The organism is Pseudomonas sp. HMSC076A11, assembly GCF_001810205.1.
Lineage (GTDB): Bacteria > Pseudomonadota > Gammaproteobacteria > Pseudomonadales > Pseudomonadaceae > Pseudomonas > Pseudomonas aeruginosa.
On sequence record NZ_KV800319.1, the window covers coordinates 604,086 to 629,254 of the forward strand.

At 66.7% G+C, this 25,169-nt stretch carries 25 protein-coding genes; 13 read left to right on the plus strand and 12 right to left on the minus strand.

Going from position 1 to position 25,169, the window contains the following annotated elements; genetic code table 11:
* Positions 1–20 precede the first annotated feature (20 nt).
* From HMPREF2716_RS29645 to HMPREF2716_RS27195, 6 genes are read left to right on the plus strand one after another with little or no spacing between them, the layout of a single operon-like run.
* Positions 21–302 carry a hypothetical protein gene (locus HMPREF2716_RS29645; RefSeq protein ID WP_161789441.1) on the plus strand — a complete coding sequence of 94 codons (282 nt, stop codon included), beginning with the start codon at positions 21–23 and terminating at the stop codon, positions 300–302.
* Positions 193–1,230 carry an HOASN domain-containing protein gene (locus tag HMPREF2716_RS27175; protein ID WP_003119554.1) on the plus strand — a complete coding sequence of 346 codons (1,038 nt, stop codon included), beginning with the start codon at positions 193–195 and terminating at the stop codon, positions 1,228–1,230. The genes HMPREF2716_RS29645 and HMPREF2716_RS27175 overlap by 110 nt, the downstream gene beginning before the upstream one ends.
* A 32-nt stretch (positions 1,231–1,262) precedes the next feature.
* A complete protein-coding gene (locus tag HMPREF2716_RS27180; protein ID WP_003112894.1) occupies positions 1,263–2,249 on the plus strand; it encodes an HOASN domain-containing protein in 987 nt (328 codons plus the stop codon).
* A gap of 30 nt (positions 2,250–2,279) precedes the next feature.
* Positions 2,280–3,713, plus strand: coding sequence for an adenylosuccinate lyase (gene purB, locus HMPREF2716_RS27185; RefSeq protein ID WP_023092603.1), 1,434 nt, complete (start codon positions 2,280–2,282; stop codon positions 3,711–3,713).
* The gene (locus HMPREF2716_RS27190) at positions 3,713–5,164 is read left to right on the plus strand and encodes a class-II fumarase/aspartase family protein (protein WP_003092055.1); all 1,452 of its coding nucleotides are present in this window, start codon (positions 3,713–3,715) and stop codon (positions 5,162–5,164) included. Before purB ends, HMPREF2716_RS27190 begins: the two co-directional genes overlap by 1 nt.
* Positions 5,165–5,213: 49 nt before the next feature.
* Positions 5,214–6,287: a class I SAM-dependent methyltransferase gene (locus tag HMPREF2716_RS27195; RefSeq protein WP_003092054.1), complete on the plus strand. Its 1,074-nt coding sequence runs from the start codon at positions 5,214–5,216 to the stop codon at positions 6,285–6,287.
* Between the two features lie 198 nt (positions 6,288–6,485).
* Here the strand turns inward: HMPREF2716_RS27195 and HMPREF2716_RS27200 are convergent, their stop codons facing one another.
* The 12 genes from HMPREF2716_RS27200 to metG all read right to left on the minus strand — a co-directional run bounded on the left by HMPREF2716_RS27200 (position 6,486) and on the right by metG (position 18,017).
* A complete protein-coding gene (locus HMPREF2716_RS27200) occupies positions 6,486–6,665 on the minus strand; it encodes a PA3496 family putative envelope integrity protein (protein ID WP_003092052.1) in 180 nt (59 codons plus the stop codon).
* A gap of 108 nt (positions 6,666–6,773) precedes the next feature.
* Entirely contained in the window at positions 6,774–7,412 is a 639-nt protein-coding gene (gene nth, locus HMPREF2716_RS27205; RefSeq protein ID WP_003092050.1) for an endonuclease III, read from the minus strand.
* Positions 7,409–8,125 (minus strand): electron transport complex subunit E, encoded by a 717-nt coding sequence (locus tag HMPREF2716_RS27210; protein ID WP_003092049.1) that lies wholly within the window; start codon positions 8,123–8,125, stop codon positions 7,409–7,411. Before HMPREF2716_RS27210 ends, nth begins: the two co-directional genes overlap by 4 nt.
* Positions 8,118–8,762: an electron transport complex subunit RsxG gene (gene rsxG / locus HMPREF2716_RS27215; protein ID WP_019726580.1), complete on the minus strand. Its 645-nt coding sequence runs from the start codon at positions 8,760–8,762 to the stop codon at positions 8,118–8,120. The genes HMPREF2716_RS27210 and rsxG overlap by 8 nt, the downstream gene beginning before the upstream one ends.
* Positions 8,762–9,796 (minus strand): RnfABCDGE type electron transport complex subunit D, encoded by a 1,035-nt coding sequence (locus HMPREF2716_RS27220; RefSeq protein WP_003117527.1) that lies wholly within the window; start codon positions 9,794–9,796, stop codon positions 8,762–8,764. Before HMPREF2716_RS27220 ends, rsxG begins: the two co-directional genes overlap by 1 nt.
* Before the next feature lie 2 nt (positions 9,797–9,798).
* The gene (rsxC, locus tag HMPREF2716_RS27225; protein WP_023517868.1) at positions 9,799–12,123 is read right to left on the minus strand and encodes an electron transport complex subunit RsxC; all 2,325 of its coding nucleotides are present in this window, start codon (positions 12,121–12,123) and stop codon (positions 9,799–9,801) included.
* Complete coding sequence (rsxB, locus tag HMPREF2716_RS27230; protein WP_003103780.1) at positions 12,120–12,686, minus strand: electron transport complex subunit RsxB; 567 nt, start codon at positions 12,684–12,686, stop codon at positions 12,120–12,122. The genes rsxC and rsxB overlap by 4 nt, the downstream gene beginning before the upstream one ends.
* On the minus strand, positions 12,683–13,267 hold the full coding sequence (gene rsxA / locus HMPREF2716_RS27235; protein ID WP_003092041.1) for an electron transport complex subunit RsxA: 585 nt from the start codon (positions 13,265–13,267) through the stop codon (positions 12,683–12,685). Before rsxA ends, rsxB begins: the two co-directional genes overlap by 4 nt.
* Before the next feature lie 135 nt (positions 13,268–13,402).
* Positions 13,403–13,840: a T6SS effector muramidase immunity protein Tsi3 gene (tsi3, locus tag HMPREF2716_RS27240; RefSeq protein ID WP_003113900.1), complete on the minus strand. Its 438-nt coding sequence runs from the start codon at positions 13,838–13,840 to the stop codon at positions 13,403–13,405.
* The gene (gene tse3 / locus HMPREF2716_RS27245; protein WP_003092026.1) at positions 13,837–15,063 is read right to left on the minus strand and encodes a type VI secretion system effector muramidase Tse3; all 1,227 of its coding nucleotides are present in this window, start codon (positions 15,061–15,063) and stop codon (positions 13,837–13,839) included. The genes tsi3 and tse3 overlap by 4 nt, the downstream gene beginning before the upstream one ends.
* 86 nt (positions 15,064–15,149) lie before the next feature.
* A complete protein-coding gene (locus tag HMPREF2716_RS27250; protein WP_003117530.1) occupies positions 15,150–15,950 on the minus strand; it encodes a DUF4349 domain-containing protein in 801 nt (266 codons plus the stop codon).
* Between the two features lie 33 nt (positions 15,951–15,983).
* Positions 15,984–18,017, minus strand: coding sequence for a methionine--tRNA ligase (gene metG / locus HMPREF2716_RS27255; RefSeq protein ID WP_043493329.1), 2,034 nt, complete (start codon positions 18,015–18,017; stop codon positions 15,984–15,986).
* A 130-nt stretch (positions 18,018–18,147) separates the two neighbouring features.
* Between metG and apbC the strand changes: the two genes are divergently transcribed.
* From apbC to pheC, 7 genes are all read left to right on the plus strand, one after another.
* Positions 18,148–19,242 (plus strand): iron-sulfur cluster carrier protein ApbC, encoded by a 1,095-nt coding sequence (apbC, locus tag HMPREF2716_RS27260; protein WP_003092020.1) that lies wholly within the window; start codon positions 18,148–18,150, stop codon positions 19,240–19,242.
* Between the two features lie 100 nt (positions 19,243–19,342).
* A complete protein-coding gene (gene dcd / locus HMPREF2716_RS27265) occupies positions 19,343–19,909 on the plus strand; it encodes a dCTP deaminase (protein ID WP_003092017.1) in 567 nt (188 codons plus the stop codon).
* 423 nt (positions 19,910–20,332) lie between these two features.
* Entirely contained in the window at positions 20,333–21,220 is an 888-nt protein-coding gene (gene rhlA, locus HMPREF2716_RS27270; RefSeq protein WP_003092013.1) for a 3-(3-hydroxydecanoyloxy)decanoate synthase, read from the plus strand.
* A 65-nt stretch (positions 21,221–21,285) separates the two neighbouring features.
* Positions 21,286–22,566: a glycosyltransferase gene (locus tag HMPREF2716_RS27275; RefSeq protein WP_003092007.1), complete on the plus strand. Its 1,281-nt coding sequence runs from the start codon at positions 21,286–21,288 to the stop codon at positions 22,564–22,566.
* 124 nt (positions 22,567–22,690) lie between these two features.
* Positions 22,691–23,416, plus strand: a complete 726-nt coding sequence (gene rhlR, locus HMPREF2716_RS27280) for a quorum sensing system transcriptional regulator RhlR (protein ID WP_003119559.1) — start codon at positions 22,691–22,693, stop codon at positions 23,414–23,416.
* 179 nt (positions 23,417–23,595) lie between these two features.
* Positions 23,596–24,201, plus strand: a complete 606-nt coding sequence (rhlI, locus tag HMPREF2716_RS27285; RefSeq protein ID WP_003111059.1) for an acyl-homoserine-lactone synthase RhlI — start codon at positions 23,596–23,598, stop codon at positions 24,199–24,201.
* A 154-nt stretch (positions 24,202–24,355) separates the two neighbouring features.
* Entirely contained in the window at positions 24,356–25,162 is an 807-nt protein-coding gene (gene pheC, locus HMPREF2716_RS27290) for a cyclohexadienyl dehydratase (RefSeq protein WP_003092003.1), read from the plus strand.
* The last annotated feature ends 7 nt before the right edge of the window (positions 25,163–25,169 follow it).

The following is a 25,169-nucleotide window of genomic DNA, read 5'->3' on the forward strand; positions in this document are numbered from 1 at the left end:
ACCCTAAAAGTTATTCTCCGATGGATTCGCAGGCCTTTAGCTCGGGGTTTTTCGCAGCGCATCCAGTGTTATCGAAGAGCACCTTTCGGCGAACTCCGTTGTCCGCCGAGAAGGCCGCTGCATTGCTTGACCTTGCCACCGTGGCAAGCTTTACGGTCGCCCCGCACAACAACAAAAACAAGGGTGATCCAAATGACTTCAAATCCGTTACAGCAATGCTGCAGTTCTTCCTCCGATATGAATATCCGTTCCCAGCGGACAATGTCGGAACCTGCCCGAAATGCATCGGCTCTCCTGGCTGAAGCCTTGAAACCCGGTGCCTCCCTGGACCAGATCACGCTCGCGCTCGAGGCGATTCTCGCGGTCACGGCCAAAGGCCTGGGCGGCGATGCTTCGGCTTACGCGCAGTACCAGGCGTTGCTCCTGGAACTGCACGTAGGCAGCGATCCGCATACGGAGCCGACCCGCCGCTGGATGGCGAGCCAGGTCTACCTGGTCGAGGATCGTTTCGCTCCCGAGCCGGCCGGTTTCAGCGCCGTCCCGGTGGAGGAGTTCCGCAAGAAGGTCGACGCCGAGATCGAGGCGCGCAGCCGGGTGCGCCATCCCATGTCGGTCCACCTGTTCCAGGGCACGCCGCCGGTCGAGGACGTGCGCTTCTTCCTGGAACACCATTGGGTCCGTTCCTACAACTTCTACAGCCTCCTGGCGGAGCTGGCCTTCCGCTTCGAAAACATCGAGGACGCCTCGGTGTTCTACCGCAACCTCTACGGCGAGGCCGGGGCGGAGACGCCGGAGCGCTCGCACCCCGCGTTGCTGTCCCACCTGATGACCTACTTCGACATACCGCTGCGCATCGATTTCCCGGCGCTGCATCCGCTGGAGAAGGCCTACCTCAACAACCGTATCCGTTGCGTGCGGCACACCGATGTCGCCTGGGGCCTTGCGCTCCTGTACGCGGTCGAGTCGGTGAGCTGCGTCAACCACCGGCGCATCTACGAACTCCTGCAGCGCCTGGGCGTGCCCGAGCAACCCAGCGAGTTCCATCGCCTGCACGGCACCCAGGACGAGATCGATACCGAGGAGATGTGGGCGCTGATCGCCAAGTTCGCGCCGAGCGAAGACTTCCAGCGCAAGTTCATGCAGTCGCTGGCGCGCCACTTCGAAATCAACCGGGCCTACTTCGACCTGCTCTGGGAGCAGATGCAGGCGAATTCCCTGGCCATGGCCTGATGCCTATCCAGAACAAGAACAAGGAGTACAGGATGAATACCCGCAATTTTTCCCTGCCGCAGTTGCAGAACCTGCCCATCGAAGAAGCACGCATCGTTGCCGATGCGCTGGCCGTCCACGCTACTTCCCGCCAGATCGATAGCGCCGCGAGCAAGCTGGCCGCGCTGGCCGAGGCAGGGCTCAAGGGCGACCGCCAGGCCTATGCCGCGTACCAGCAGTTGCTCTACGTCCTTTCGTTGAGCGACGACGTGGCGACCGCCCAGACCCGGCGCTGGCTGGCCCGGGCGATCTATCGCGTCGAAGAGCGTTTCATGCCCGCCGCCGATCTTTCCAGGGCGCTGTCCGAGGAGGATTTCCAGAAGCGTCTCGAACAGGAAATCGCCGCGCAGTCCCGCGAGCGGCACCCGATGTCGCAGTACGTGTTCTCCGGCTCGGCCTCCCGCGCGCAGCTCCAGGTGTTCCTCCGTCACCAGTGGTTCCGCACCTTCCGCCTGTACCGCGATGCGGCCGATCTGTTGGTCAACCTGACCGATGTGGACGAGGCCGCGGCGCTCGCGCGCTACCTCTATGGCGAGTTGGGCGAGGAAGACGAAAAGGGTTCGCATCCGCGCCTGCTGGCCAAGCTGCTCGAAGCCATCGGCCTGGAGGCGGACTTCCAGGCCGTCTCGACGATGCCCGAGGAAATCGCCTACCTGAACAATCGCGCCCGTGCCTTCCGGCATGCCGAGGTCGGTTGGGGGCTGGCGGTGTTCTACATCACCGAACTGGTCGTGCCGGGGAACCACGAAAAGCTCTATCGGGCCCTGCTCCAGGCCGGCCTGAGCGAGGACCAGGCGGAGTACTACAAGGTCCACATCAGCCTCGTACCGCCGCGGGCCAAGCGCGAATGGCAACTCATCGCGCGGCGGATTCCGGACGTGCAGTTCCAGAATGCGTTCCTGACCTCGCTATCGCAGCACTTCCGTGTGGAAAGGGCCTATTACGACGCGATCTGGGAAGAGATGCAGAGCGTCAAGTGACTTCCACCGGGACAAAGCGAGCACTCGAAAATGCCAAGTCACATTACGGAATCCCGTATACACGGGGGCGCCTACTCGTCCCCGGCATTCGCCGCGATCTTTTCCGATACCAACCAGGTGCGGAGGTGGCTGGATGTCGAGCGAGCCTTGGCGGCGACCCAGGCCGAGATGGGCATCATCCCCCACGAGGCGGCGCGGGAGATCGACCGCGCCGCCCAGGTGGAGCGCTTCGACCTCACCCAACTGGGCCGCGAAAGCCTGGAGACAGGGCACCTGCTGGTGCCTACCATCCGCGCCCTGGCGAGGTCGTGCGAGGGTAGCTGGGGGGAGTACGTGCACTATGGCGTGACCACCCAGGACATCCTCGACACCGGGCTGATGCTGCAGGTCAAGGAAGCCTGGGGCCATGCGCTCGGGCTCCTGCACTCGATCCGTGGCCATCTGCTGGCGCTTGCCCTGCGCCACCAGCACACGCCGATGGTTGCACGCACCCACGGGCAGCAGGCGCTGCCCACCACCTTCGGCTACAAGGTCGCCGTCTGGGTGGATGAAATCGACCGTCACCTGGCGCGCTTCGACGAAGCGCGCGAACGCGTCCTGGTCGGCAACCTGACCGGTGCCGTGGGAACCCTGGCGTCGTTCGGCGCCCAGGGCTTCGAGCTACAGCGGCGAACCCTGGCCAGGCTTGGCCTCGGCGCGCCGTCGACCAGTTGGCACAGCGCCCGGGACCGGGTGCTGGAGGTTGCCGGGTTGCTGGTCCAGGTGTCGGTGACGCTGGGCCGGGTGGCGAACGAGATCTACCACCTGCAGCGCAGCGAAATCGACGAGGTACGCGAGGGCAGCCGGCCGGGACAGGTGGGCAGCAGCACCATGCCGCACAAGCGGAACCCGTCGTCGGTCGACCTGGTCAGCGCGCTGTCGCGGCTGGTGCGGGCGCAGATGGTGGCGCTCACCGATGCCGCGTTCCAGTTGCACGAGCGCGACGGCACCGCCTGGCGCATCGAGTGGGCGGCGTTGCCGGAGCTGTTCGTCTACGCCGGCGCCTTGCTGACCCGCATGGAGGCGGTGCTGGCCGAGGGGCTCGAGGTGCGCGAGGAACGCATGCGCACCAACCTCGACCTGCTGGGTGGGCTGATCCTGTCGGAGCGGGTCATGCTCGCGCTGGCGGGGCAGTTCGGCAAGCAGACCGCCCACGAACTGCTCCATGAGATAACCCAGGCCTCCCAGCGGCAGGGCGTTCCGTTCCGCGAGGCGCTGCTCGGGCAGCCAAGGTTGCGCGGCTGTTTCAGCGCCGAGGCGCTCGAAGAACTGCTCGACCCCGTCGGCTACGTCGGCCTCGCCGCGGAGATGGTCGACCTGGTCGCCGGCAAACCACGAACCGGCGCGTCGGGCGACAGGCCCGAAGGCGCCGCCTCTTCCCAAGGAAATCCCGGTCAGTCCCAGTACGTGATGGAGGATAGGTGATGGATGCTGAATCGCTGGAAATGCTTGCCCGTTCCTCGTGCACCGCGCATCCGCAGAGCTTCGGCGGCGCACCGGCCGAGTCGTCCTGCAAGCACGAACACAGTCACATCGTTGACTCTAAAACCCATGGCGGAGGCTACGCCGGTCCGGTGAGCCGACGGATCTTCTGTAGCCACTGCCGCCTGCAACGCTGGCTCGACGTGGAGGCGGCGCTGGCGCTGGCGCAGGCCGATGTCGGCGTCATTCCGCCCGAGGCCGCGCTGGAGATCGCGAAGGCCGCCAGGCTTTCGGCCGTCGACCTGCAGCAGATCGCCGACGGCGTGGCCAGCACCGGGCACTCGCTGATGCCCCTGCTGGGCGCGCTGCAAAGGAACTGCAGCCCCAGCGCGCGCGAGTACGTGCATTTCGGCGCGACCACGCAGGATATCCAGGACACCGCGCAGTCCCTGGAAATGCGCGATGTGCTGGATGAAACGGAGCGGGCGCTGGACATCCTCCTGGACCGGCTCTCGGTGCTGGCGAGCGGGACCCGCAATGCGCTGATGGTCGCCAGGACCCACTCGATCCCGGCGTTGCCGACCACCTTCGGGCTGAAGGTGGCCGGCTGGATCGACGAGTTGCTGCGTCACCGCGAACGCCTGGGCGAGGCGCGCAAGCGGATCCTGGTGGTGCAACTGTTCGGCGGCGTGGGCACGATGGCCGCCTTCGGCGACGAGGCCATGCTCCTGCTCGAAAGCTTCGCGCGGCGGCTGTCGCTGGACGTGCCGCTGGCGGGTTGGCACGTGTCCCGCGACCGGGTTACCGAGTTCGTCAGCACCCTGGCCATGGTCACCGCGTCCCTGGCGCGGATCGCCGACGAGATCCGCACCCTGAACCGCTGGGAGATCGGCGAGCTGGAGGTGGGCTGGACGCAGCAGCAGATCGGTAGCAGCACCATGCCCCACAAGCGCAATCCGGAAGGCTGCGAGCAGGTCGTGGTGCTGGCCCGGCTGGCCAAGGCCCAGGTCCTGCTCGCGTTGGACGCCATGATCCTCGAGCACGAGCGGGACTACCGCGGCACGCGCCTGGAATGGTGTGCGGTGGCGGACGTTTCCCACTATGCGCTGATGGCGCTGTCGCTGCTGACCGACACCATCGACGGGCTCACGGTCCACGACGAGACCATGGCGCGGACGGCGAATGCATACAGCGATGCGATCTGTACCGAGGCGTTCGTCTTCGAGATGGCCAAGCAACTGGGCAAGAGCAGCGCTTACGAAATCATCTTCGAGATCACCCAGGCCTGCCAGCGCAAGCGGATTCCGATGCGCCAGGCGCTCGAGTCGGATCCGCGGGTGGGCGCCGTCATGCCGAAGGAAACCCTGGCCAGGCTGTTCGAGCCGCGGACCCATCTCGGCATGGCCGGGACCATCGTCGACAAGGTGCTGGACAAGGTCGCCAGCCACCACTGAATCACCCGCCGCCAGAGGCGGCGGTACTGCATATCAACGGAGAACAAGAATGACAAAGGCTAACGAGATCGAAACCGCGAAGGTCAAGCAGTTTTCAGCACGGATCATGGAGGACTACGGCAATACCCTGCGCGGCGCGATGCTCTACATCGGCGACCGCCTGGGGCTGTTCAAGGCGCTCGCCCATGGCCAATGGGTGACCCTGGAAGAGCTGGCGCAGCAGACCGGCTACACCACCCGCTACCTGCGCGAATGGCTGGGCAGCATGGTCACCGGCAACTACCTGGCCTACGATCCGCAGAGCAGGAGCTATCGGTTGCCGGCCGAGTTCGTCCCGGTGCTCGCCGACGAGGACTCGCCTTATTTCGCCGGCGGGATCATCCAGTTGAGCGTGCCCTTCGTGAGCATGGCGCCGAAGATCATCGAGGCCTTCCGCTGCGGCGGCGGTTGCCCCGAGGAATCCTTCCCGCTGGAAACCTGGGAAGGCATGGAGCGCATGACCATGCCCTGGTACAAGCACTTCCTCGTGCAGCACTGGATTCCTTCGCTGGATGGCGTCAAGGAAAAGCTCCAGGCGGGTGGCAGCGTGCTCGATTTCGGCTGCGGCAGCGGGCTGGCCGCGATCATGATGGCCAAGGCGTTCCCCGAAGCCCAGGTCTATGGCTGTGACTTCCACGCGCCGTCCATCGAACGCGCGCGGGCGAACGCCGAGGCCGCGGGGGTCGGCGACCGGGTGCGCTTCGAGGTCAGCGATTCCGATGCGCTGGCGGGCAAGAAGTTCGACTTCGTCACGACCTTCGTGGTCATCCACGACGCGACCGACCCGCAGCAGATGATGAAGGACCTGCGCGAGTCGACCGCCGACGATGGGACCTACCTGATGGTGGAACTCAACCTGTCGCAGGAACTGCACGAGAACATGAACCTGTTCGGTCGCGTGATGTACCCGCAGAGCACGCTGTATTGCATGACCTGTTCGCTGTCCCACGGCGGCGAGGGCCTCGGCGCCTTCATGGGCGAGGACCGCGCGCGGCAGATGGCCGAGGCCGCCGGCTTCAGTCGCTTCCGCAAGGTGCCTTCGGAGTGGCCGCCGCTGCCGGCGCTGTTCGAACTGCGACCCTGACGGCGTTATCCGGGACGGCCGGGACGGCGACCGTCGGATAGCGGTTGCCGTGGCCGCCGCCCGGCGCGTGCCGGCTGGGCATGGCGGTCTCGGCTCGATCGCACCGGTGTTCAGGCCCGCTTCGGCGGGCTTTTCATGGCCCCCGGAAAAACGAAGCCCCGCCAATTGCGGGGCTTGCTTGCGGTGTGGGCGGCGCTCTCACAGGTCGAAGTCGTAGTCCGACAACTGGCGCTGCAGGCGGCGTTCTTCCAGCAGGTTGTCGATGATGCGACGCTTGGTCAGGTTGGTCTTGGCCACCTCGACGCTGGTTTCCTCGCCGTCATCCTCTTCAACGCCGGCTTCGTCGTCGATCTCGAGTTCTTCTTTGGCTTTTGCCATGACATTCACTCCAACTTATGGGGTGGTAATGGCGCACCTTATAGCGACAAAGCCGTGGCTGGTAAAAAAGATTTTTTCAATCGTAAAGATAGGATTTCGAATAGTTGATCAATCGTCTGAAGTCTTGTGCTTGTATTCGCACAGGTCCTCGATCCGGCAGCTTCCGCATTGCGGCTTGCGCGCCTTGCAGACGTAGCGGCCATGCAGGATCAGCCAGTGGTGGGCATCGAGCAGGTACTCGCGCGGCACGAACTTCAGCAGTTTCTTCTCCACTTCCAGAACGTTCTTTCCCGGTGCTATGCCGGTGCGGTTGGCGACGCGGAAGATATGCGTGTCCACCGCCATGGCCAGTTGCCGGAAGGCGGTGTTGAGCACCACGTTGGCGGTCTTGCGGCCAACCCCGGGCAGGGCTTCGAGGTCCTCGCGGTTGTCGGGGACCTGGCCGCCGTGCTTTTCGATGAGGATGCGGCAGGTTTCGATGACGTTCTTCGCCTTGCTGTTGTAGAGGCCGATGGTCTTGATGTACTCCGACAGCCCCTCGACGCCGAGGGCGTGGATCGCCTCGGGGGTGTTGGCCACCGGATAGAGGCGGGCGGTGGCCTTGTTCACCCCGACGTCGGTGGCCTGGGCGGAGAGGATCACCGCGATGAGCAGTTCGAAGGGGGTGGTGTAGGCCAGTTCGGTCCTTGGCTCGGGGTTGTCTTCGTGCAGTCGGCGGAAGATCTCCGCGCGCTTGGCGGCATTCATTCAATCACTCCGGTGACGCGGACGCGCTGGCGCTGGGTGGCGGGTACGTCGCCCGCCTGCACCTTGGCGCGTTCCGCCAGGCTTTCATCGATACGGTTCTTCAGGGCGATCAGCAGGCCGAGCATGATGAACGCGCCCGGCGGCAGGATCGCCAGCAGGAAGCCCTGGTACTGCGGGAACGGCTGGATCTTCCAGTCCGCCGCCGCCGGGCCGAACAGCAAGTGCATGTCGGCCAGCAGGGTACCCTGGCCGAGCAGCTCGCGCAGGCCGCCGAGGACCAGCAGGACCAGGGCGAAGCCGAGGCCCATCAGCAGTCCGTCGAAGCTGGCGCGCAGCACGCCGTTCTTCGCCGCGAAGGCCTCGGCGCGACCGAGGATCACGCAGTTGGTGGTGATCAGCGGGATGAAGATGCCGAGGACCTGGTACAGCTCGTAGGTCCAGGCCTGCATCAGCAGTTCGATGCAGGTGGTCAGCGCGGCGATGATCATGACGAACGCCGGCAGCCGGATCGCCTCGCTCACCGCGCCGCGCACCAACGATACCGCGGCATTGGAGCAGGCCAGCACGAGCATGGTGGCCAGGCCCAGGCCGAGGGCGTTGACCGTCGAGTTGCTGGTGCCCAGCAGCGGGCACAGGCCGAGCAACTGGACCAGGCCCGGGTTGTTGCGCCACAGGCCGTTGCGGGCGATCTCGCGGAAATCTTGTTCACTCATGTCCGGCAGCCTCTTCGGGGGCGAGCAGGCGTTCGCGGTTGGCGTCGAAGTAGCGCAGCGCCTTGTGCACGGCGCGGACCACGGCGCGCGGGGTGACGGTGGCGCCGGCGAACTGGTCGAACGTACCGCCGTCCTTCTTCACCGCCCAGCCGGCGTCCGCCGGGTCGCCCAGGCTCTTGCCGTCGAAACCGTGCACCCAGGGACTCTTGGCCAGTTCGATGCGGTCGCCGAGGCCGGGGGTTTCCTTGTGCGCGACGACCCGCACGCCGAGCAGCCGGCCCTGGGCGGTGACCCCGACCAGTAGCTGGATGGCGCCGCTGTAGCCATCCGGCGCGCTGGCCTGGAGGATGACTGCGCTGGCCTGGCCGTGCAGGCGGGCGACATAGGCCGGACGCGGCGCATCCAGGCCGAGCAGCTTCGGCGCGAAGGTTGGCACCTGGCTGTCCAGCGGATGGTTGTCGTAGCTGCCCGGCGGCAGCAGTTCCAGCAGGGCGCGGCCGCGCGCCTCGCGCTGGGCTTCGGCGATGCGCGCTTCTGTGAATTGCTGCACCAGGGCCACCAGGCCCACCCCGACCAGGGCGAAGAGCCCGAGCAGGAGGGCGTTGTGCAGCATCGAACGGCGAGTCGCGGCGTCCATCAGTCGCCTGCCTTGAAGCCGCGCTCGGCCTTGCGATGGCCGTAGGTGCGCGGCCGGGTGTAGTAGTCGATGGTCGGCGCCGCCAGGTTCATCAGCAGCACGGCGAACGCCACGCCATCGGGATAGCCGCCCCAGGTGCGGATGACGTAGGTGAGGACGCCGACGCCGAGGCCGAAGACCAGCCGCCCGCGATTGCTGGTGGCGCCGGACACCGGGTCGGTGACGATGAAGAAGGCGCCGAGCATGGTCGCCCCGCTGAACAGATGGAACAGTGGCGAGCCATGGGAATCGGAGCCGGAACCATTCCAGAACAGCAGGCTCATGGCGAACAGGCCGGCGAGCATGCCCAGCGGCGCGTGCCAGGTGAACAGCCGGCGCCAGAGCAGGAACAGGCCGCCGAGGAGGAACGCCAGGTTGACCCACTCGCTGCCGGCGCTACCGAGGTGGCCGAAGGCCGGGTTGCCGGCGAACAGCTCATCGACGGTCAGGCTGCGGTCGGTCTTCAGCACGTCGAGGGCGGTGGCGTGGGCCCAGGCGTCCGGCCGGGTAGCGAGGCCGAGGAATTCGCGGAGGCTGTCGGGCAGGCCGAGGGCGCTGTCCGGCGAGGGCCAGCGGGTCATTTCCAGGGGAAACGAGACCAGCGCCACGACGTAGCCGAGCATCGCCGGGTTGAACGGGTTCTGTCCGAGGCCGCCGTACAGGTGCTTGCCGAATACCAGGGCGAAGAAGGTCGCCACCAGGGTCAGCCACCAGGGGGCGTAGGGCGGCAGGGCGACTGCCAGCAACAGGGCGGTGACCAGCGCGCTGCCGTCCTTGAGGAACACCCCCGGCGGACGTTTGCGCAGGGCCAGCATGGCGGCTTCGCAGGCCAGCGCGACGAGGCTGGCCCAGGCCAGGTTGAGCAGGGTGCCCGGGCCGTACAGCCAGGTCAGCGTCAGCAGGCCGGGGACGCAGGCGCCGAGCACCAGGCGCATGATCGCCGGGGTACGGTTGGAGCCGCGGGCGTGGGGCGAGGTGGGGCGGGGCAGGGCCATGGTCACTCCGTGCCGTGTTCGGTCAGGGCGCGCTCGGCGGCGCTCAGGCGCGTGCGGGCGGCGGCGAGTGCGGCGGCGTCGGCGTTCGCCAGGCGTTCGAGCTTCTTCAGGGCGGCGCGGGCGTAGGCCAGCTCGGTCTTCAGCTCGCGGGTGCGCGGGTCGACCGGGCGCTTGTCGATCCGCACCAGCTCCGGCGCCGGCTTGCCGCAGGCGTCCTCGGCGGCATGCAGGTCGCGCTCGGCGGCTTGCAGCTCGCCGCGCAGGCGTTCCAGCTCGCTGTCCATCACCCCGGCCTGCTCGGCCTTCTTCAAGGCCGCGCGCTTGCCGACCAGAGCGATCTTCGCCCGCTTCAGCGCCGCCTGGCCGTCGTCGCCGGGCGCCGCGGGCTTCGGCGCGTGACGCTCGAGGCGGGCCAGGGTGGCTTCGCAACGCTCGACCTCGGCGCGCAGTTCGTCGAGGGTCGCCCGCTGCTCGGCGCCGGGCGCTTCGCCGAAGGCCTTTTCCGAGCGCTTGAGCTGGGCGCGGGCCATGGCGGCCTGGGCCTTGGCCTTCTTCAGTTCGGCTTCGTCGTCGAGCGCGGCAGGCGGTGCGCTGGGTAGGTCGCGCGGCAGGCTGGCTTCGGCATCGGCCAGGGCCTTGTCGGCGGCCTCGGCGGCGGCGCGCAGTTCCGCGACCAGGCCATGCTGTTCCGGGGTGTCGTGGCTGAGCAACTGTTTCTCGGCCTTCTTCAGGGCCACCCGCGCCATGCTCGCTTCGATCTTCAGCCGTTTCAGTCGTTCGCTGCCGCTACCGGCCTGCTTGCGCGCCCTGGCCCGCTCGATCGCCGCCTGCACCGGGTCGACCGCCGTGGCGGGGGCGGCTTCCTCGCGCTCGGCCTGGGCGGCGCGCGCCCGCGCGGCCTTCTCGGCGCGTTGGGCGCGTTCTGCGGCCCGGCGCTCCTCGTCGCGGCGCAGGCGAGCCTGGCGTTGCTCGAAACGCTCACGGGATTGTTCGGCCTTCAGCAACTTCTGCCGCTGCTCGCGGATCTCCGCCTTGGACGCGCGGTAGTACTGCACCAGGGGAATGCTCGACGGGCAGACGTAGGCGCAGGCGCCGCATTCGATGCAATCGAACAGGTTGTGGGCGAGCAATTGCTCGTGCTCGTCGCCCAGGGCGAAGAAATGCAGTTGTTGTGGCAGCAGGCTGACGGGGCAGACCTGGGCGCAGTCGCCGCAGCGGATACAGGGCATGGCCGGCACTGGTTCCGGCAGCTCCGTGGCATCGCCGGCGAGCAGGCAGTTGCAGGTCTTGATCAGCGGCACCGAGAGATCGGGCAGGGCGAAGCCCATCATCGGCCCGCCCATCAGCACGCGTTCCAGGCGTCCCTCGGCGAGGCCGGCGAACGCCAGCAGCTCGTGCACCGGCGTGCCGATCAGCGCCTCGACGTTCATCGGCCGCTCCAGGGCGCCGCCGGCGAGGGTGGTGATCCGCGAGATCAGCGGCCGACCGAGGACGACGGCATCGTGCACGGCGGCCAGGGTGCCGACGTTCTGGCACAGGATGCCGATGTCCGCCGGCAGGCCGTCCGCGGGGACTTCCCTGCCGGTGAGCAACTGGATCAACTGGCGCTCGCCGCCCGAGGGATAGCGGGTCGGCAGGGCGACGATGCGATAGGGCCGTTCACCGAGGGCGGCGCTGAGGGCGGCGATGGCTTCCGGCTTGTCGTCCTCGATGCCGACCAGCACCTCTTCGGGGCGCAGGATCTGCACCAGGATATCGATGCCGCCCAGCACCTGCGTGGCGCGCTCGCGCATGAGCAGGTCGTCGGCGCTGATGTAGGGCTCGCATTCGGCGCCGTTCACCACCAGCGTATGGATCTTTTCCGCCGGGCGCGCGGCGAGCTTGGCCGCGGTGGGGAAGCCGGCGCCGCCGAGACCGCCGATGCCGGCCGCGCGGATGCGTTCGAGCAACGCCAGCGGGCTTTCGGCGCGGAAGTCCGGGCAGGGATGCAGCTCGGTCCAGCGCTCCAGGCCGTCGCTGGCGATGACGATGGCCGGCGCGGGAAGACCGGAGGCATGCGGATAGGGGTGTGCGCCGATCGCCACCACGGTACCCGAGGTCGGGGCATGCAGCGCGGCGCTGACGGTGCCGTCCGGGAGGGCGATGGTCTGGCCCTTGAGTACGGCCTGGCCGACTTCCACGCAAGGCCGCGCCGGCGCGCCGATGTGCTGGCCGAGCGGCACGATGTAGCGCTGCGCCAGCGGCGCCTGCTGGATCGGCAGGGCGGTGGAGCGCTCCTTGTTGGCCGGCAGGCAGAGGCCGCCGGGGAAGGCGTGCAGGGCGCTCATGCCGCTCGCTCCCGGTCGCTGGCGATCAGTCGCGGCGACGGCTGCGGCCATTTCCAGTGGCGCACGTCGTCCGGTATCTCGCGCATCTCGATGCAGTCCACCGGACAGGGCTCCAGGCACAGGTCGCAACCGGTGCATTCGTCGGCGATCACCGTGTGCATCAACCGTGCGGCGCCGACGATGGCGTCCACCGGGCAGGCCTGGATGCACTTGGTGCAGCCGATGCATTCGGCCTCGCGGATGTAGGCTACCCGCGGCGGGGTTTCCTCGGCGGCGTCGAGCGGCTCGGGCTCCAGGTCGAGCAGGTCGGCGAGGGCGCGGATGGTCGCTTCGCCGCCCGGCGGGCACTTGTTGATCTTGTCGCCGGCGGCGATCGCCTCGGCGTAGGGCTTGCAGCCGGGGTAGCCACACTGGCCGCACTGGGTCTGCGGCAACAGGGCGTTGACCTGCTCGGCGACCGGATCGCCCTGGACGCGGAAGCGCACCGCCGCATAGCCGAGCAGCGCACCGCCGGCCAGGCAGATCGGCAGCAGCGCGCCGATCGCCAGGAACACGCCGTTCATGGCCGGACCAACCCGCTGAAGCCCATGAACGCCAGCGACATCAGGCCGGCGGTGATCATGCCGATGGCCGCGCCGCGGAACGGCGCCGGCACGTCGGCGATGGCGATGCGCTCGCGCAGGGCGGCGAACAGCACCAGCACCAGGGAAAAGCCCAGCCCGGCGCCGAAGCCCTGGGTAGTGGCCTGGAGGAAGCCGTATTCAGCCTTGTTGGCGTTGAGCAGGGCGACGCCGAGGACGATGCAATTGGTGGTGATCAGCGGCAGGAAGATGCCGAGCACCCGGTACAGCAGCGGGCTGGTCTTCTTCACCAGCATCTCGGTGAACTGCACCACCACCGCGATCACCAGGATGAAGCCGATGGTGCGCAGGTACTCCAGGTCCAGCGGGCGCAGCACGTAGCGTTGCAGGATATGGCTGCACATCGCCGCCAGGGTCAGGACGAAGGTGGTGGCGAGGGACAGGCCGATGGCCGTCTCGATCTTCCGCGACACGCCCATGAACGGGCACAGGCCGAGGAACTGCACCAGGACAAAGTTGTTGACCAGGATGGCACTGACCAGGATCAGGGCGAGTTCAGTCATACGCGAAGCATTCGTTGCAGGGCCGGGGCCGTCGGGGAAATCCCCTATTATCGGGTGGGATTGCCCTGCAAGGCTAGCGCAAACACGTACGAAAGACCGGGAGACGGACTGCCGTTGCGTCTCCCGGGGTCGCGCTCACTGCAACCTGGCCCGCTCCAGCAGCGCCCAGGCCAGGGCGAAGGTCGGTTCGCCATCCTCGCTCTGCTCGCTGGCGCTGACCACGATCCACCGCGCGCCCGCCGGCTTGGCTGCCCACAGGCGGTATTCGCTGCCTGCGGAGCCGCCGTCGTCTTCCTCTACCTTGTAGCGCGCCTCGCCGTCGCCCAGGCGCCTGCTCGCCAGGTCGGGCGGGGGCGGCGCGTCCTGGCGCTGGACCTCCAGTTGGCGTGGGTTGCGCAGCTTGCCGCCTTCGTCGAAGCGGAAGCCCTCGGCGCTGCGCCGCGCGTCGAAGCCAACGGGGCGCTCCACCACCAGGCCGTTCGGGTGGGTCAGGGTCTTGTCGAAGTCCACCCCGGACTCCGCGGTGCAGGCCAGCAGGGCGAGGCTGGCGAGAATCAGGGCGACTGTCTTCATGGGAACCTCATTCCGGGGTCGAGGAAGGTGGCGTAGGCATCGTCGACGAACATCGGCCAGCCCGGCGACAGGTTGTCGTCCCAGGGCCGCGAGGTGTATTCCGAGGCCAGCGCGCGGACATTGTCCCGCGGCCAGTTGCGCGGATTGCCGGCGTAGGCGCGGAGATCGATGGAGGGAAATGCGCCGCGGGTCTTCGGCAGCTTGCGCAGGTCCTGTTGCGACGCGAGGTTGGCGACGTAGCGGATGTAACGGGCGGTGGCGAAGATGTTGAATTCGTCGGAAGCCAGCAGGGTGGCGACCGCCTTGCGCGACAGACCGCGGCGCACCGGCTGGCCGAGCAGGTCGGTGAACAGCTCGTACTTGATCGCGGTGGAGACCACCACCTGGCCGAGGCCGATGGAGGTGTTGGCGCTCTTGATGCTGACTGCCGCCTGATAGTCCTTGGCGTCTTCGTCGCGGGTCTGGTCACGCTGCTCGGCGAGGATGATCGCGCCGATCAGTTGCGGCGTCAGGTCGTACTTGCGCGCGGCCGCGGACATGACCTTGGCCCGCGACGGCGGGTTGCCCGGATAGGCGTCGGGGAACAGCGTGCTGATCGGCTGGCCGACCAGCGTCTGTGCCTGGTTCAGCTTGTCTTGCGGCGAAAGCTGGCTCAGGTAGGCGCCCAGGTCGCCGAGCGGGTTGCTGTACTTGGTGACGGTCGCCGGGTCCTTGTTGAGCAGCTTGAGCTGGTCGCCGAAGGCAATGGACGGCAGGTCGGTCGGATTGACGCCGGTGGCGCCGACCCCGCTGAACGGACCCTGGATCGCCTGGCTGGCCACCCCGGTGGCGCCGGCCGCGGCGAAGCCCAGGCGGCCAGCGGCGTCGGCGAGGTCGGCGCAGATGTCGAAGAAGGTGATGGTGGGGAAGTAGATCCAGTTGTCGGTCTGGGTGCCCAGGGGATTGTTGATCAGGCTGCGGATCAAGGCATTGCGTGCCTGGTAGCGCTGCATGGTGGTGCGCCCGGCGATGCTGGCGATCAGCGAGCGCGCCAGTTCCGGCGGGCCCACCCGCTGGAACAGCTTGATCAGCGAGCCGCTCTTGTCGAGTGCGGCGATGGTCGCATCGGGCACGTTGTCGTTGCGGATCGCGGCGATCACCCGGCGGGCTTCCTGGCGGGTCACCTGCCAGTCGTCCCAGCTATAGGAAATCAGTGACTCGATCAGGTCGCTGGTGGCGGTCATCGGTCTTCCTCCTTGTGAGTTGCCAGGCCCGTCAGGCGGTCCTGGGCGAAAGAGCGGACCCTCCCGGTCCGCCCGTATGCCTGGGCTCAGCGCGCCTCGTTCTTGCCGGGCCGCCGCAACCAGCGCCACAGGCCGCGCAGCAACAGGCCCAGCGGCAGCAGCACGACGAGGAACGGCAGGCTGTAGGCGAAGAACTTCATTGCGGCGATGGTGCCATCGACAAGGTCGTCGAGCAGTTGCCCGGCGGCCGTGGCGAGCTGGCCGAGGCGGCTGTCCGGCTGCGCCTCGCTGCTGAAGCTCAGGGTCAGCAGGTTGGTAGCGATGCGCCGCTGCTGCTGGGCGCCGGCCTGGGCGTTGTCGGCCAGTTGGGCTTCCACCGCGGCGATTTCCTTGGCCAGGGCCAGCAGGTCGCCGACGCTCATGTCCTTGCGCCCCTGGTATTGCTGCAGGGTCTGGTACTCGCGTTGCAGGCGCTCGCGTTGCTGGCGGGTGTCGGCGACCGCCTGGGCCAGGTCCTCGGCGCGGGTCTGCCGGCTTTCCAGCGTGCCGCCCTCGGCAGCGGCCGCGACCAGCTTCTCCACGCCGTCCGGGACGATGCGCACGGTGAGTTCGGCGTAATGGCCGATACCGCCGCGTTGTTCGATGGCGAGCACGTCGCACTGGCCGAAGCGCTCGCTGTTGCAGGCGTCGCGGCTGGCGGCGAGTTGCGCGTCGATACGCGCGGCGGGAAGGCGGATGCCGACGCGGTGTTCGTAGGCGAGGGCGGTGCCGGGTTTGCCCGTCTCGCCCTGGAAACCGGCATTGCCGGAGACGCTTTCGGCGTGTTCGGCGGAGCATCCGTAGAGCGCCGCCAGCAGGACGCCGGCGGCAAGCTTCCATGCGTTCATTCTATCGAGCCCTCCGTGGCTTCGTGGTCTGCGTTACTTGACGCGCTGGCCCGGCTTGGCGCCGCTGTCCGGACTCAGCAGGTAGATCTCCTCGCCACCCGGGCCGGCGGCCAGGACCATGCCCTCGGACACCCCGAACTTCATCTTGCGCGGCGCCAGGTTGGCCACATAGAGCGTCAGGCGGCCTTCCAGGGCACTCGGGTCGGGATATGCGCTCTTGATCCCGGAGAACACGTTACGCTTCGCGTCGCCGATGTCCAGCGACAGGCGCAGCAGCTTGTCGGCGCCTTCGACGAATTCGCACTTCTCGATCAGGGCGATGCGCAGGTCGACCGCGGCGAAAGCGTCGAAGTCGATCTCCGCGGCGATGGGTTCCTTGACCAGCTCGCCATTGCCGGCGGGTTGGGATGCGGCGGCGAGGTCTTCCTTGGAGGCTTCGATCATGGCTTCTACTTTCGCGGGCTCGATACGGGTCATCAGGGGCTGGAACGGGTTCAACTGGTGGTTGGCCAGCAGGGTCTGGTGGTCGGCCCAGGTCAGCGGGGCGACGTTGAGGAAGGCTTCGGCGGCGGCGGCCAGCTTCGGCAGCACCGGCTTGAGGAAGATCACCAACTGGCGGAACAGGTTGATGCCCAGGCCGCAGACGGCCTGGACCTTGTCCTGCTGGCCTTCCTGCTTGGCCAGCGCCCAGGGCGCCTGTTCGGCGATCCAGGCGTTGGCGCGGTCGGCGAGGGCCATGATCTCGCGCATGGCGCGATTGAAGTCGCGGGCCTCATAGGCCTCGGCGATGCCCGGGGCGGCCTCGCGGAAGGCGGCGAGCAGCTCCGGCGCCGGATCGGCGCCGACCAGCACGCCGGCGTTGCCCTTGTGGATGAAGCCGGCGCAGCGGCTGGCGATGTTGACGACCTTGCCGACCAGGTCGGAGTTGACCTTCTGCACGAAGTCCTCGAGGTTCAGGTCGAGGTCCTCGACGCCGCGGCCGAGCTTGGACGCGTAGTAGTAGCGCAGGTATTCCGGGTCCAGGTGGTCGAGGTAGGTGCGCGCCTTGACGAAGGTGCCGCGCGACTTGGACATCTTCTGGCCGTTCACGGTCAGATAGCCGTGCACGTTCAGCGCGGTGGGCTTGCGGTAGCCGGCGCCTTCGAGCATGGCCGGCCAGAACAGCGCGTGGAAGTTGACGATGTCCTTGCCGATGAAGTGGTACAGCTCGGCACTGGAGTCCTTGCCCCAGAACGCGTCGAAGTCCAGCTCGGGACGCCGCGCGCAGAGGTTCTTGAAGCTGGCCATGTAGCCGATCGGCGCGTCCAGCCAGACGTAGAAGTACTTGCCGGGAGCGTCGGGAATCTCGAAGCCGAAGTACGGCGCGTCACGCGAGATGTCCCACTGCTGGAGGCCGCTGTCCAGCCATTCGGCGAGCTTGTTGGCCACCGACTCCTGAAGGGCGCCGCTGCGGGTCCATTGCTTGAGCATGGCCTCGAAGTCCGGCAGTTTGAAGAAGTAGTGCAGCGATTCCTTGAGCACCGGGGTGGCGCCGGAGATCGCCGATTTCGGGTCCTTCAGTTCGGTCGGGGCGTAGGTCGCGCCGCAGGCCTCGCAGTTGTCGCCGTACTGGTCGGCGGTGCCGCACTTCGGGCAGGTGCCCTTGATGAAGCGGTCGGCGAGGAACATCTGCTTTTCCGGGTCGAAGTACTGGGTCACCGGGCGGGTGTCGATGTGCCCGGCGTCGCGCAGTTTCAGGTAGATCGCGCTGGACAGCTCGCGGTTCTCTTCCGAGTGGGTCGAGTGGTAGTTGTCGAAGTCCATCAGGAAGTCGGCGAAGTCGCCCATGTGCTCGGCGCGCACGGCGTCGATCAGTTGCTCGGAGGTGATGCCCTCGCGCTCGGCGCGGAGCATGATCGCCGAACCGTGGGCGTCGTCGGCGCAGACGTAGACGGCCTGGTTGCCACGCATCTTCTGGAAGCGCACCCACATGTCCGTCTGGATGTACTCCAGCATGTGTCCCAGGTGAATGGAACCGTTGGCGTAGGGGAGGGCGCTGGTAACGAGGATCTTGCGTGGTTCGGACATGGGTTCGGCTTATCGGCTGAGAGCTAAACGGATCGGTCACTATAAAGAAGCGGCGGTTTTTTTTCATCCGCGCGCCACTCGGGTAGGATGACCGGCATCGATTCCCCGCTTAACCCTCAGGAAATCCCCCATGTCCGCTATCACTCGCCAAACGGTGGAAGCCACCCTCCGCCAGTACCAGGACCCCTATCTGAACCAGGACCCCGTCAGCGCCGGCTGCCTGCGCGAGGTGGAGATCCAGGGCGACCGCGTGCGGGTGCGCCTGGAACTGGGGTACGCCGCCGGGCTGTTCAGAAACGGCCTGGCGCAAACCCTGCAAATGGCCCTGGAGGCGCTCGACGGCGTCGCTCGCGCCGAGGTCCGGGTCGACTGCGTGATCCAGCCGCACAAGGCACAGCCGCAGGTCGAGGTGATGGGCAACGTGAAGAACATCGTCGCGGTGGCTTCCGGCAAGGGCGGCGTCGGCAAGTCCACCACCGCCGCCAACCTGGCCCTGGCCTTGGCCCGCGAGGGTGCGCGGGTGGGCATCCTCGACGCGGACATCTACGGACCCAGCCAGGGCATCATGTTCGGCCTGCCGGAAGGCACCCGGCCGAAGGTCCGTGAGCAGAAGTGGTTCGAGCCCCTGGAGGCGCACGGGGTGCAGGTGATGTCGATGGCCTTCCTCACCGACGACAGCACTCCGGTGGTCTGGCGCGGGCCGATGGTCTCCGGTGCCCTGATCCAACTGATCACCCAGACCGCCTGGGACAACCTCGACTACCTGGTGGTGGACATGCCGCCGGGCACCGGCGACATCCAGCTGACCCTGGCGCAGAAGGTGCCGGTGGCCGGCGCGGTGATCGTCACCACCCCGCAGGACCTGGCGCTGCTCGACGCGAAGAAGGGCGTGGAGATGTTCCGCAAGGTGAACATCCCGGTGCTCGGCGTGGTGGAGAACATGGCGGTGCATATCTGCTCCAACTGCGGCCATGCCGAGCACCTGTTCGGCGAGGGCGGCGGCGAGAAGCTGGCGGCGCAGTTCGGCGTCGAGCTGCTGGCGTCCATGCCGCTGTCGATCGCCATCCGCACCCAGGCCGACAGCGGCCGGCCGACGGTGATCGCCGACCCGGAAAGCCAACTGGCGATGCTCTACCAGGAAATCGCCCGCCATGTCGGCGCGCGCATCGTTCTCAGCGAGCGGGCCAGCGTCGGCCTGCCGAACATCAGCATCAGCGACGACTGAGGCGATCGGGCAGCCGTCGGCGACGGCTGCCTTTGCCCTGGGGCGGCGGCCCCGGTAAGATTCGCGATCATTTTTCGCAGCTTTCGACAGGACACCCTCCATGACCATCAAATCGGACAAGTGGATTCGCCGCATGGCTCAGGAGCACGGCATGATCGAGCCGTTCGTCGAGCGCCAGGTGCGCGGCGCGGACGACAGCCGGGTGATTTCCTACGGGGTGTCCAGCTACGGCTACGACGTGCGCTGCGCCGCCGAATTCAAGGTGTTCACCAACATCCATTCGGCGGTGGTCGATCCGAAGAACTTCGACGAGAAAAGCTTCGTCGACATCAACAGCGACGTCTGCATCATCCCGCCGAACTCCTTCGCCCTGGCGCGCACCGTCGAGTACTTCCGCATCCCGCGCGACGTCCTGACCATCTGCCTGGGCAAGAGCACCTACGCGCGTTGCGGCATCATCGTCAACGTCACCCCGCTGGAGCCGGAGTGGGAAGGCCATGTGACCCTCGAGTTCTCCAATACCACCAACCTGCCGGCGAAGATCTACGCCAATGAAGGCGTGGCGCAGATGCTCTTCCTGCAATCCGACGAGGCCTGCGAAGTGTCCTATAAGGACCGTGGCGGCAAATACCAGGGCCAGCGCGGCGTGACCCTGCCAAAAGCCTGACGCCAGAGCGTTTCGACACCGGAAACCGGGCCTGGCGCCCGGTTTTTTCATGCCTTTTCCGCCAACCCCTCGCTGTTCCCCGCCGGCCGCTCTGGCACGCCTTATCGCGGGCGGGCAGGGGCTTATGCGCAGGCGGCCGCCCGTCCTGTGAAATCTGGCAGTTACCGTTAGCTTTCGAATTGGCTAAAAAGTGTTCATCGGCTACGCGTGAACACGGACGCCAATCGTTTGCGCAGGCCGATCTGCAAGACCCACACAAGCCCCTCGCCTGAAGGGGTACGCATCCGCCGTGGCTGGTCCGCGCGGATGGCCGCTGAGTTACTTGTCTGCCGTTCGAACAATAAGAACGAACTCTACGTAATGCCGGGATACCCGTGGCAGCGATAGCTGTTTGCCTGTTCGAAAATTTTTGGGAGGTGTGAAATGCGGCGCGAAAGTCTGTTGGTATCGGTTTGCAAGGGCCTGCGGGTACATGTCGAGCGCGTTGGGCAGGATCCCGGGCGCAGCACGGTGATGCTGGTCAACGGCGCGATGGCGACCACCGCCTCGTTCGCCCGGACCTGCAAGTGCCTGGCCGAACATTTCAACGTGGTGCTGTTCGACCTGCCCTTCGCCGGGCAGTCGCGTCAGCACAACCCGCAGCGCGGGTTGATCACCAAGGACGACGAGGTGGAAATCCTCCTGGCGCTGATCGAGCGCTTCGAGGTCAATCACCTGGTCTCCGCGTCGTGGGGCGGTATCTCCACGCTGCTGGCGCTGTCGCGCAATCCGCGCGGCATCCGCAGCTCGGTGGTGATGGCATTCGCCCCTGGACTGAACCAGGCGATGCTCGACTACGTCGGGCGGGCGCAGGCGCTGATCGAGCTGGACGACAAGTCGGCGATCGGCCATCTGCTCAACGAGACCGTCGGCAAATACCTGCCGCCGCGCCTGAAAGCCAGCAACCATCAGCACATGGCTTCGCTGGCCACCGGCGAATACGAGCAGGCGCGCTTTCACATCGACCAGGTGCTGGCGCTCAACGATCGGGGCTACCTGGCTTGCCTGGAGCGGATCCAGAGCCACGTGCATTTCATCAACGGCAGCTGGGACGAATACACCACCGCCGAGGACGCCCGCCAGTTCCGCGACTACCTGCCGCACTGCAGTTTCTCGCGGGTGGAGGGCACCGGGCATTTCCTCGACCTGGAGTCCAAGCTGGCCGCGGTACGCGTGCACCGCGCCCTGCTCGAGCACCTGCTGAAGCAACCGGAGCCGCAGCGGGCGGAACGCGCGGCGGGATTCCACGAGATGGCCATCGGCTACGCCTGAACCCTTGACCTGCGAAGACCCGGCCTGGCCGGGCTTTGCGGTTGCATAACGCACGGAGTAGCCCCATGCACGCCATCCTCATCGCCATCGGCTCGGCCGGCGACGTATTTCCCTTCATCGGCTTGGCCCGGACCCTGAAATTGCGCGGGCACCGCGTGAGCCTCTGCACCATCCCGGTGTTTCGCGACGCGGTGGAGCAGCACGGCATCGCGTTCGTCCCGCTGAGCGACGAACTGACCTACCGCCGGACCATGGGCGATCCGCGCCTGTGGGACCCCAAGACGTCCTTCGGCGTGCTCTGGCAAGCCATCGCCGGGATGATCGAGCCGGTCTACGAGTACGTCTCGGCGCAGCGCCATGACGACATCGTGGTGGTCGGCTCGCTCTGGGCGCTGGGCGCACGCATCGCTCACGAGAAGTACGGGATTCCCTACCTGTCCGCGCAGGTCTCGCCATCGACCTTGTTGTCGGCGCACCTGCCGCCGGTACACCCCAAGTTCAACGTGCCCGAGCAGATGCCGCTGGCGATGCGCAAGCTGCTCTGGCGCTGCATCGAGCGCTTCAAGCTGGATCGCACCTGCGCGCCGGAGATCAACGCGGTGCGCCGCAAGGTCGGCCTGGAGACGCCGGTGAAGCGCATCTTCACCCAATGGATGCATTCGCCGCAGGGCGTGGTCTGCCTGTTCCCGGCCTGGTTCGCGCCGCCCCAGCAGGATTGGCCGCAACCCCTGCACATGACCGGCTTCCCGCTGTTCGACGGCAGTATCCCGGGGACCCCGCTCGACGACGAACTGCAACGCTTTCTCGATCAGGGCAGCCGGCCGCTGGTGTTCACCCAGGGCTCGACCGAACACCTGCAGGGCGACTTCTACGCCATGGCCCTGCGCGCGCTGGAACGCCTCGGCGCGCGTGGGATCTTCCTCACCGGCGCCGGCCAGGAACCGCTGCGCGGCTTGCCGAATCACGTGCTGCAGCGCGCCTACGCGCCACTGGGAGCCTTGCTGCCATCGTGCGCCGGGCTGGTCCATCCGGGCGGTATCGGCGCCATGAGCCTGGCCTTGGCGGCGGGGGTGCCGCAGGTGCTGCTGCCCTGCGCCCACGACCAGTTCGACAATGCCGAACGGCTGGTCCGGCTCGGCTGCGGGATGCGCCTGGGCGTGCCATTGCGCGAGCAGGAGTTGCGCGGGGCGCTGTGGCGCTTGCTCGAGGACCCGGCCATGGCGGCGGCCTGTCGGCGTTTCATGGAATTGTCACAACCGCACAGTATCGCTTGCGGTAAAGCGGCCCAGGTGGTCGAACGTTGTCATAGGGAGGGGGATGCGCGATGGCTGAAGGCTGCGTCCTGAACGGTGCTGGCATAACAGATAGGGTTGCCATGATTTTGCCGTATCGGCAAGGCTGCGCGCTTGACAGCGTCATACCCCGGGCCAATTCTGCTGTGATGCATTTTATCGATCAGGGCTTACTGCAATGAGGAATGACGGAGGCTTTTTGCTGTGGTGGGACGGTTTGCGTAGCGAGATGCAGCCGATCCACGACAGCCAGGGCGTGTTCGCCGTCCTGGAAAAGGAAGTGCGGCGCCTGGGCTTCGATTACTACGCCTATGGCGTGCGCCATACGATTCCCTTCACCCGGCCGAAGACCGAGGTCCATGGCACCTATCCCAAGGCCTGGCTGGAGCGATACCAGATGCAGAACTACGGGGCCGTGGATCCGGCGATCCTCAACGGCCTGCGCTCCTCGGAAATGGTGGTTTGGAGCGACAGCCTGTTCGACCAGAGCCGGATGCTCTGGAACGAGGCTCGCGATTGGGGCCTCTGTGTCGGCGCGACCTTGCCGATCCGCGCGCCGAACAATTTGCTCAGCGTGCTTTCCGTGGCGCGCGACCAGCAGAATATCTCCAGCTTCGAGCGCGAGGAAATACGCCTGCGGCTGCGTTGCATGATCGAGTTGCTGACCCAGAAGCTGACCGACCTGGAGCATCCGATGCTGATGTCCAACCCGGTCTGCCTGAGCCATCGCGAGCGCGAGATCCTGCAATGGACCGCCGACGGCAAGAGTTCCGGGGAAATCGCCATCATCCTGAGCATCTCCGAGAGCACGGTGAACTTCCACCACAAGAACATCCAGAAGAAGTTCGACGCGCCGAACAAGACGCTGGCTGCCGCCTACGCCGCGGCGCTGGGCCTCATCTGATGCTTAGGGCGCGCCGGCTGGCGCGCCCTACCAGATCTGGCAGGTTGCCTGCCGTTCATCCTCCTTTAGTCTTCCCCCTCATGTGTGTGCTGGTATGTCCTCCGACTGAGAGGGCCCAGGAGTATCAGGGTAGGGATGCCGCCTTTTTTTCTCGGCCGGCACGACACGGGGACTTGGTCATGATCGAATTGCTCTCTGAATCGCTGGAAGGGCTTTCCGCCGCCATGATCGCCGAGCTGGGACGCTACCGGCATCAGGTCTTCATCGAGAAGCTGGGCTGGGATGTGGTCTCCACCTCCAGGGTCCGCGACCAGGAGTTCGACCAGTTCGACCATCCGCAAACCCGCTACATCGTCGCCATGGGCCGCCAGGGTATCTGCGGTTGTGCCCGCCTGTTGCCGACGACCGACGCCTACCTGCTCAAGGAAGTCTTCGCCTACCTGTGCAGCGAAACCCCGCCCAGCGATCCGTCGGTCTGGGAGCTTTCGCGTTACGCCGCCAGCGCGGCGGACGATCCGCAACTGGCGATGAAGATATTCTGGTCCAGCCTGCAATGCGCCTGGTACCTGGGCGCCAGTTCGGTGGTGGCGGTGACCACCACGGCCATGGAGCGCTATTTCGTTCGCAACGGCGTGATCCTCCAGCGCCTCGGCCCGCCGCAGAAGGTCAAGGGCGAGACGCTGGTCGCGATCAGCTTCCCGGCCTACCAGGAGCGCGGCCTGGAGATGCTGCTGCGCTACCACCCGGAATGGCTGCAGGGCGTACCGCTGTCGATGGCGGTGTGAGGTCGTCAGCCGTTTCGCGCACTTTTTTCCGCTTCTCCTGCCGCATGCTCGGCCCGCGCCCCGGCGTCATCGGGCGTTCCCCTGCATTCCGGGATTTGGCCGCGGCTGCCGACTTGCGTAGTCTCTCTGCGGTCCGCCATCCCGAGGAGTCGCCATGCCGAAGTCATTCCGCCATCTCGTCCAGGCCCTGGCCTGCCTTGCGCTGCTGGCCAGCGCCAGCCTCCAGGCGCAGGAGAGCCGCCTCGACCGCATCCTCGAAAGCGGCGTGCTGCGCGTCGCCACCACTGGCGACTACAAGCCCTTCAGCTACCGCACGGAAGAGGGCGGTTACGCCGGTTTCGACGTGGACATGGCGCAGCGCCTGGCCGAGAGCCTGGGGGCCAAGCTGGTAGTGGTGCCGACCAGTTGGCCGAACCTGATGCGCGATTTCGCCGACGACCGCTTCGACATCGCCATGAGCGGCATCTCGATCAACCTGGAGCGCCAGCGCCAGGCGTATTTCTCGATTCCCTACCTGCGCGACGGCAAGACGCCGATCACCCTCTGTAGCGAAGAAGCGCGTTTCCAGACCCTGGAGCAGATCGACCAGCCGGGCGTGACGGCCATCGTCAACCCCGGCGGCACCAACGAGAAGTTCGCCCGGGCGAACCTGAAGAAGGCCCGGATCCTGGTGCATCCGGACAACGTGACGATCTTCCAGCAGATCGTCGACGGCAAGGCCGACCTGATGATGACCGACGCCATCGAGGCCCGCCTGCAGTCGCGTCTGCACCCGGAACTCTGCGCCGTGCATCCGCAGCAACCCTTCGACTTCGCCGAGAAGGCCTACCTGCTGCCGCGCGACGAGGCCTTCAAGCGCTACGTCGACCAGTGGCTGCACATCGCCGAGCAGAGCGGCTTGTTGCGCCAGCGCATGGAGCACTGGCTCGAATACCGCTGGCCCACCGCGCACGGCAAGTAATACAGGG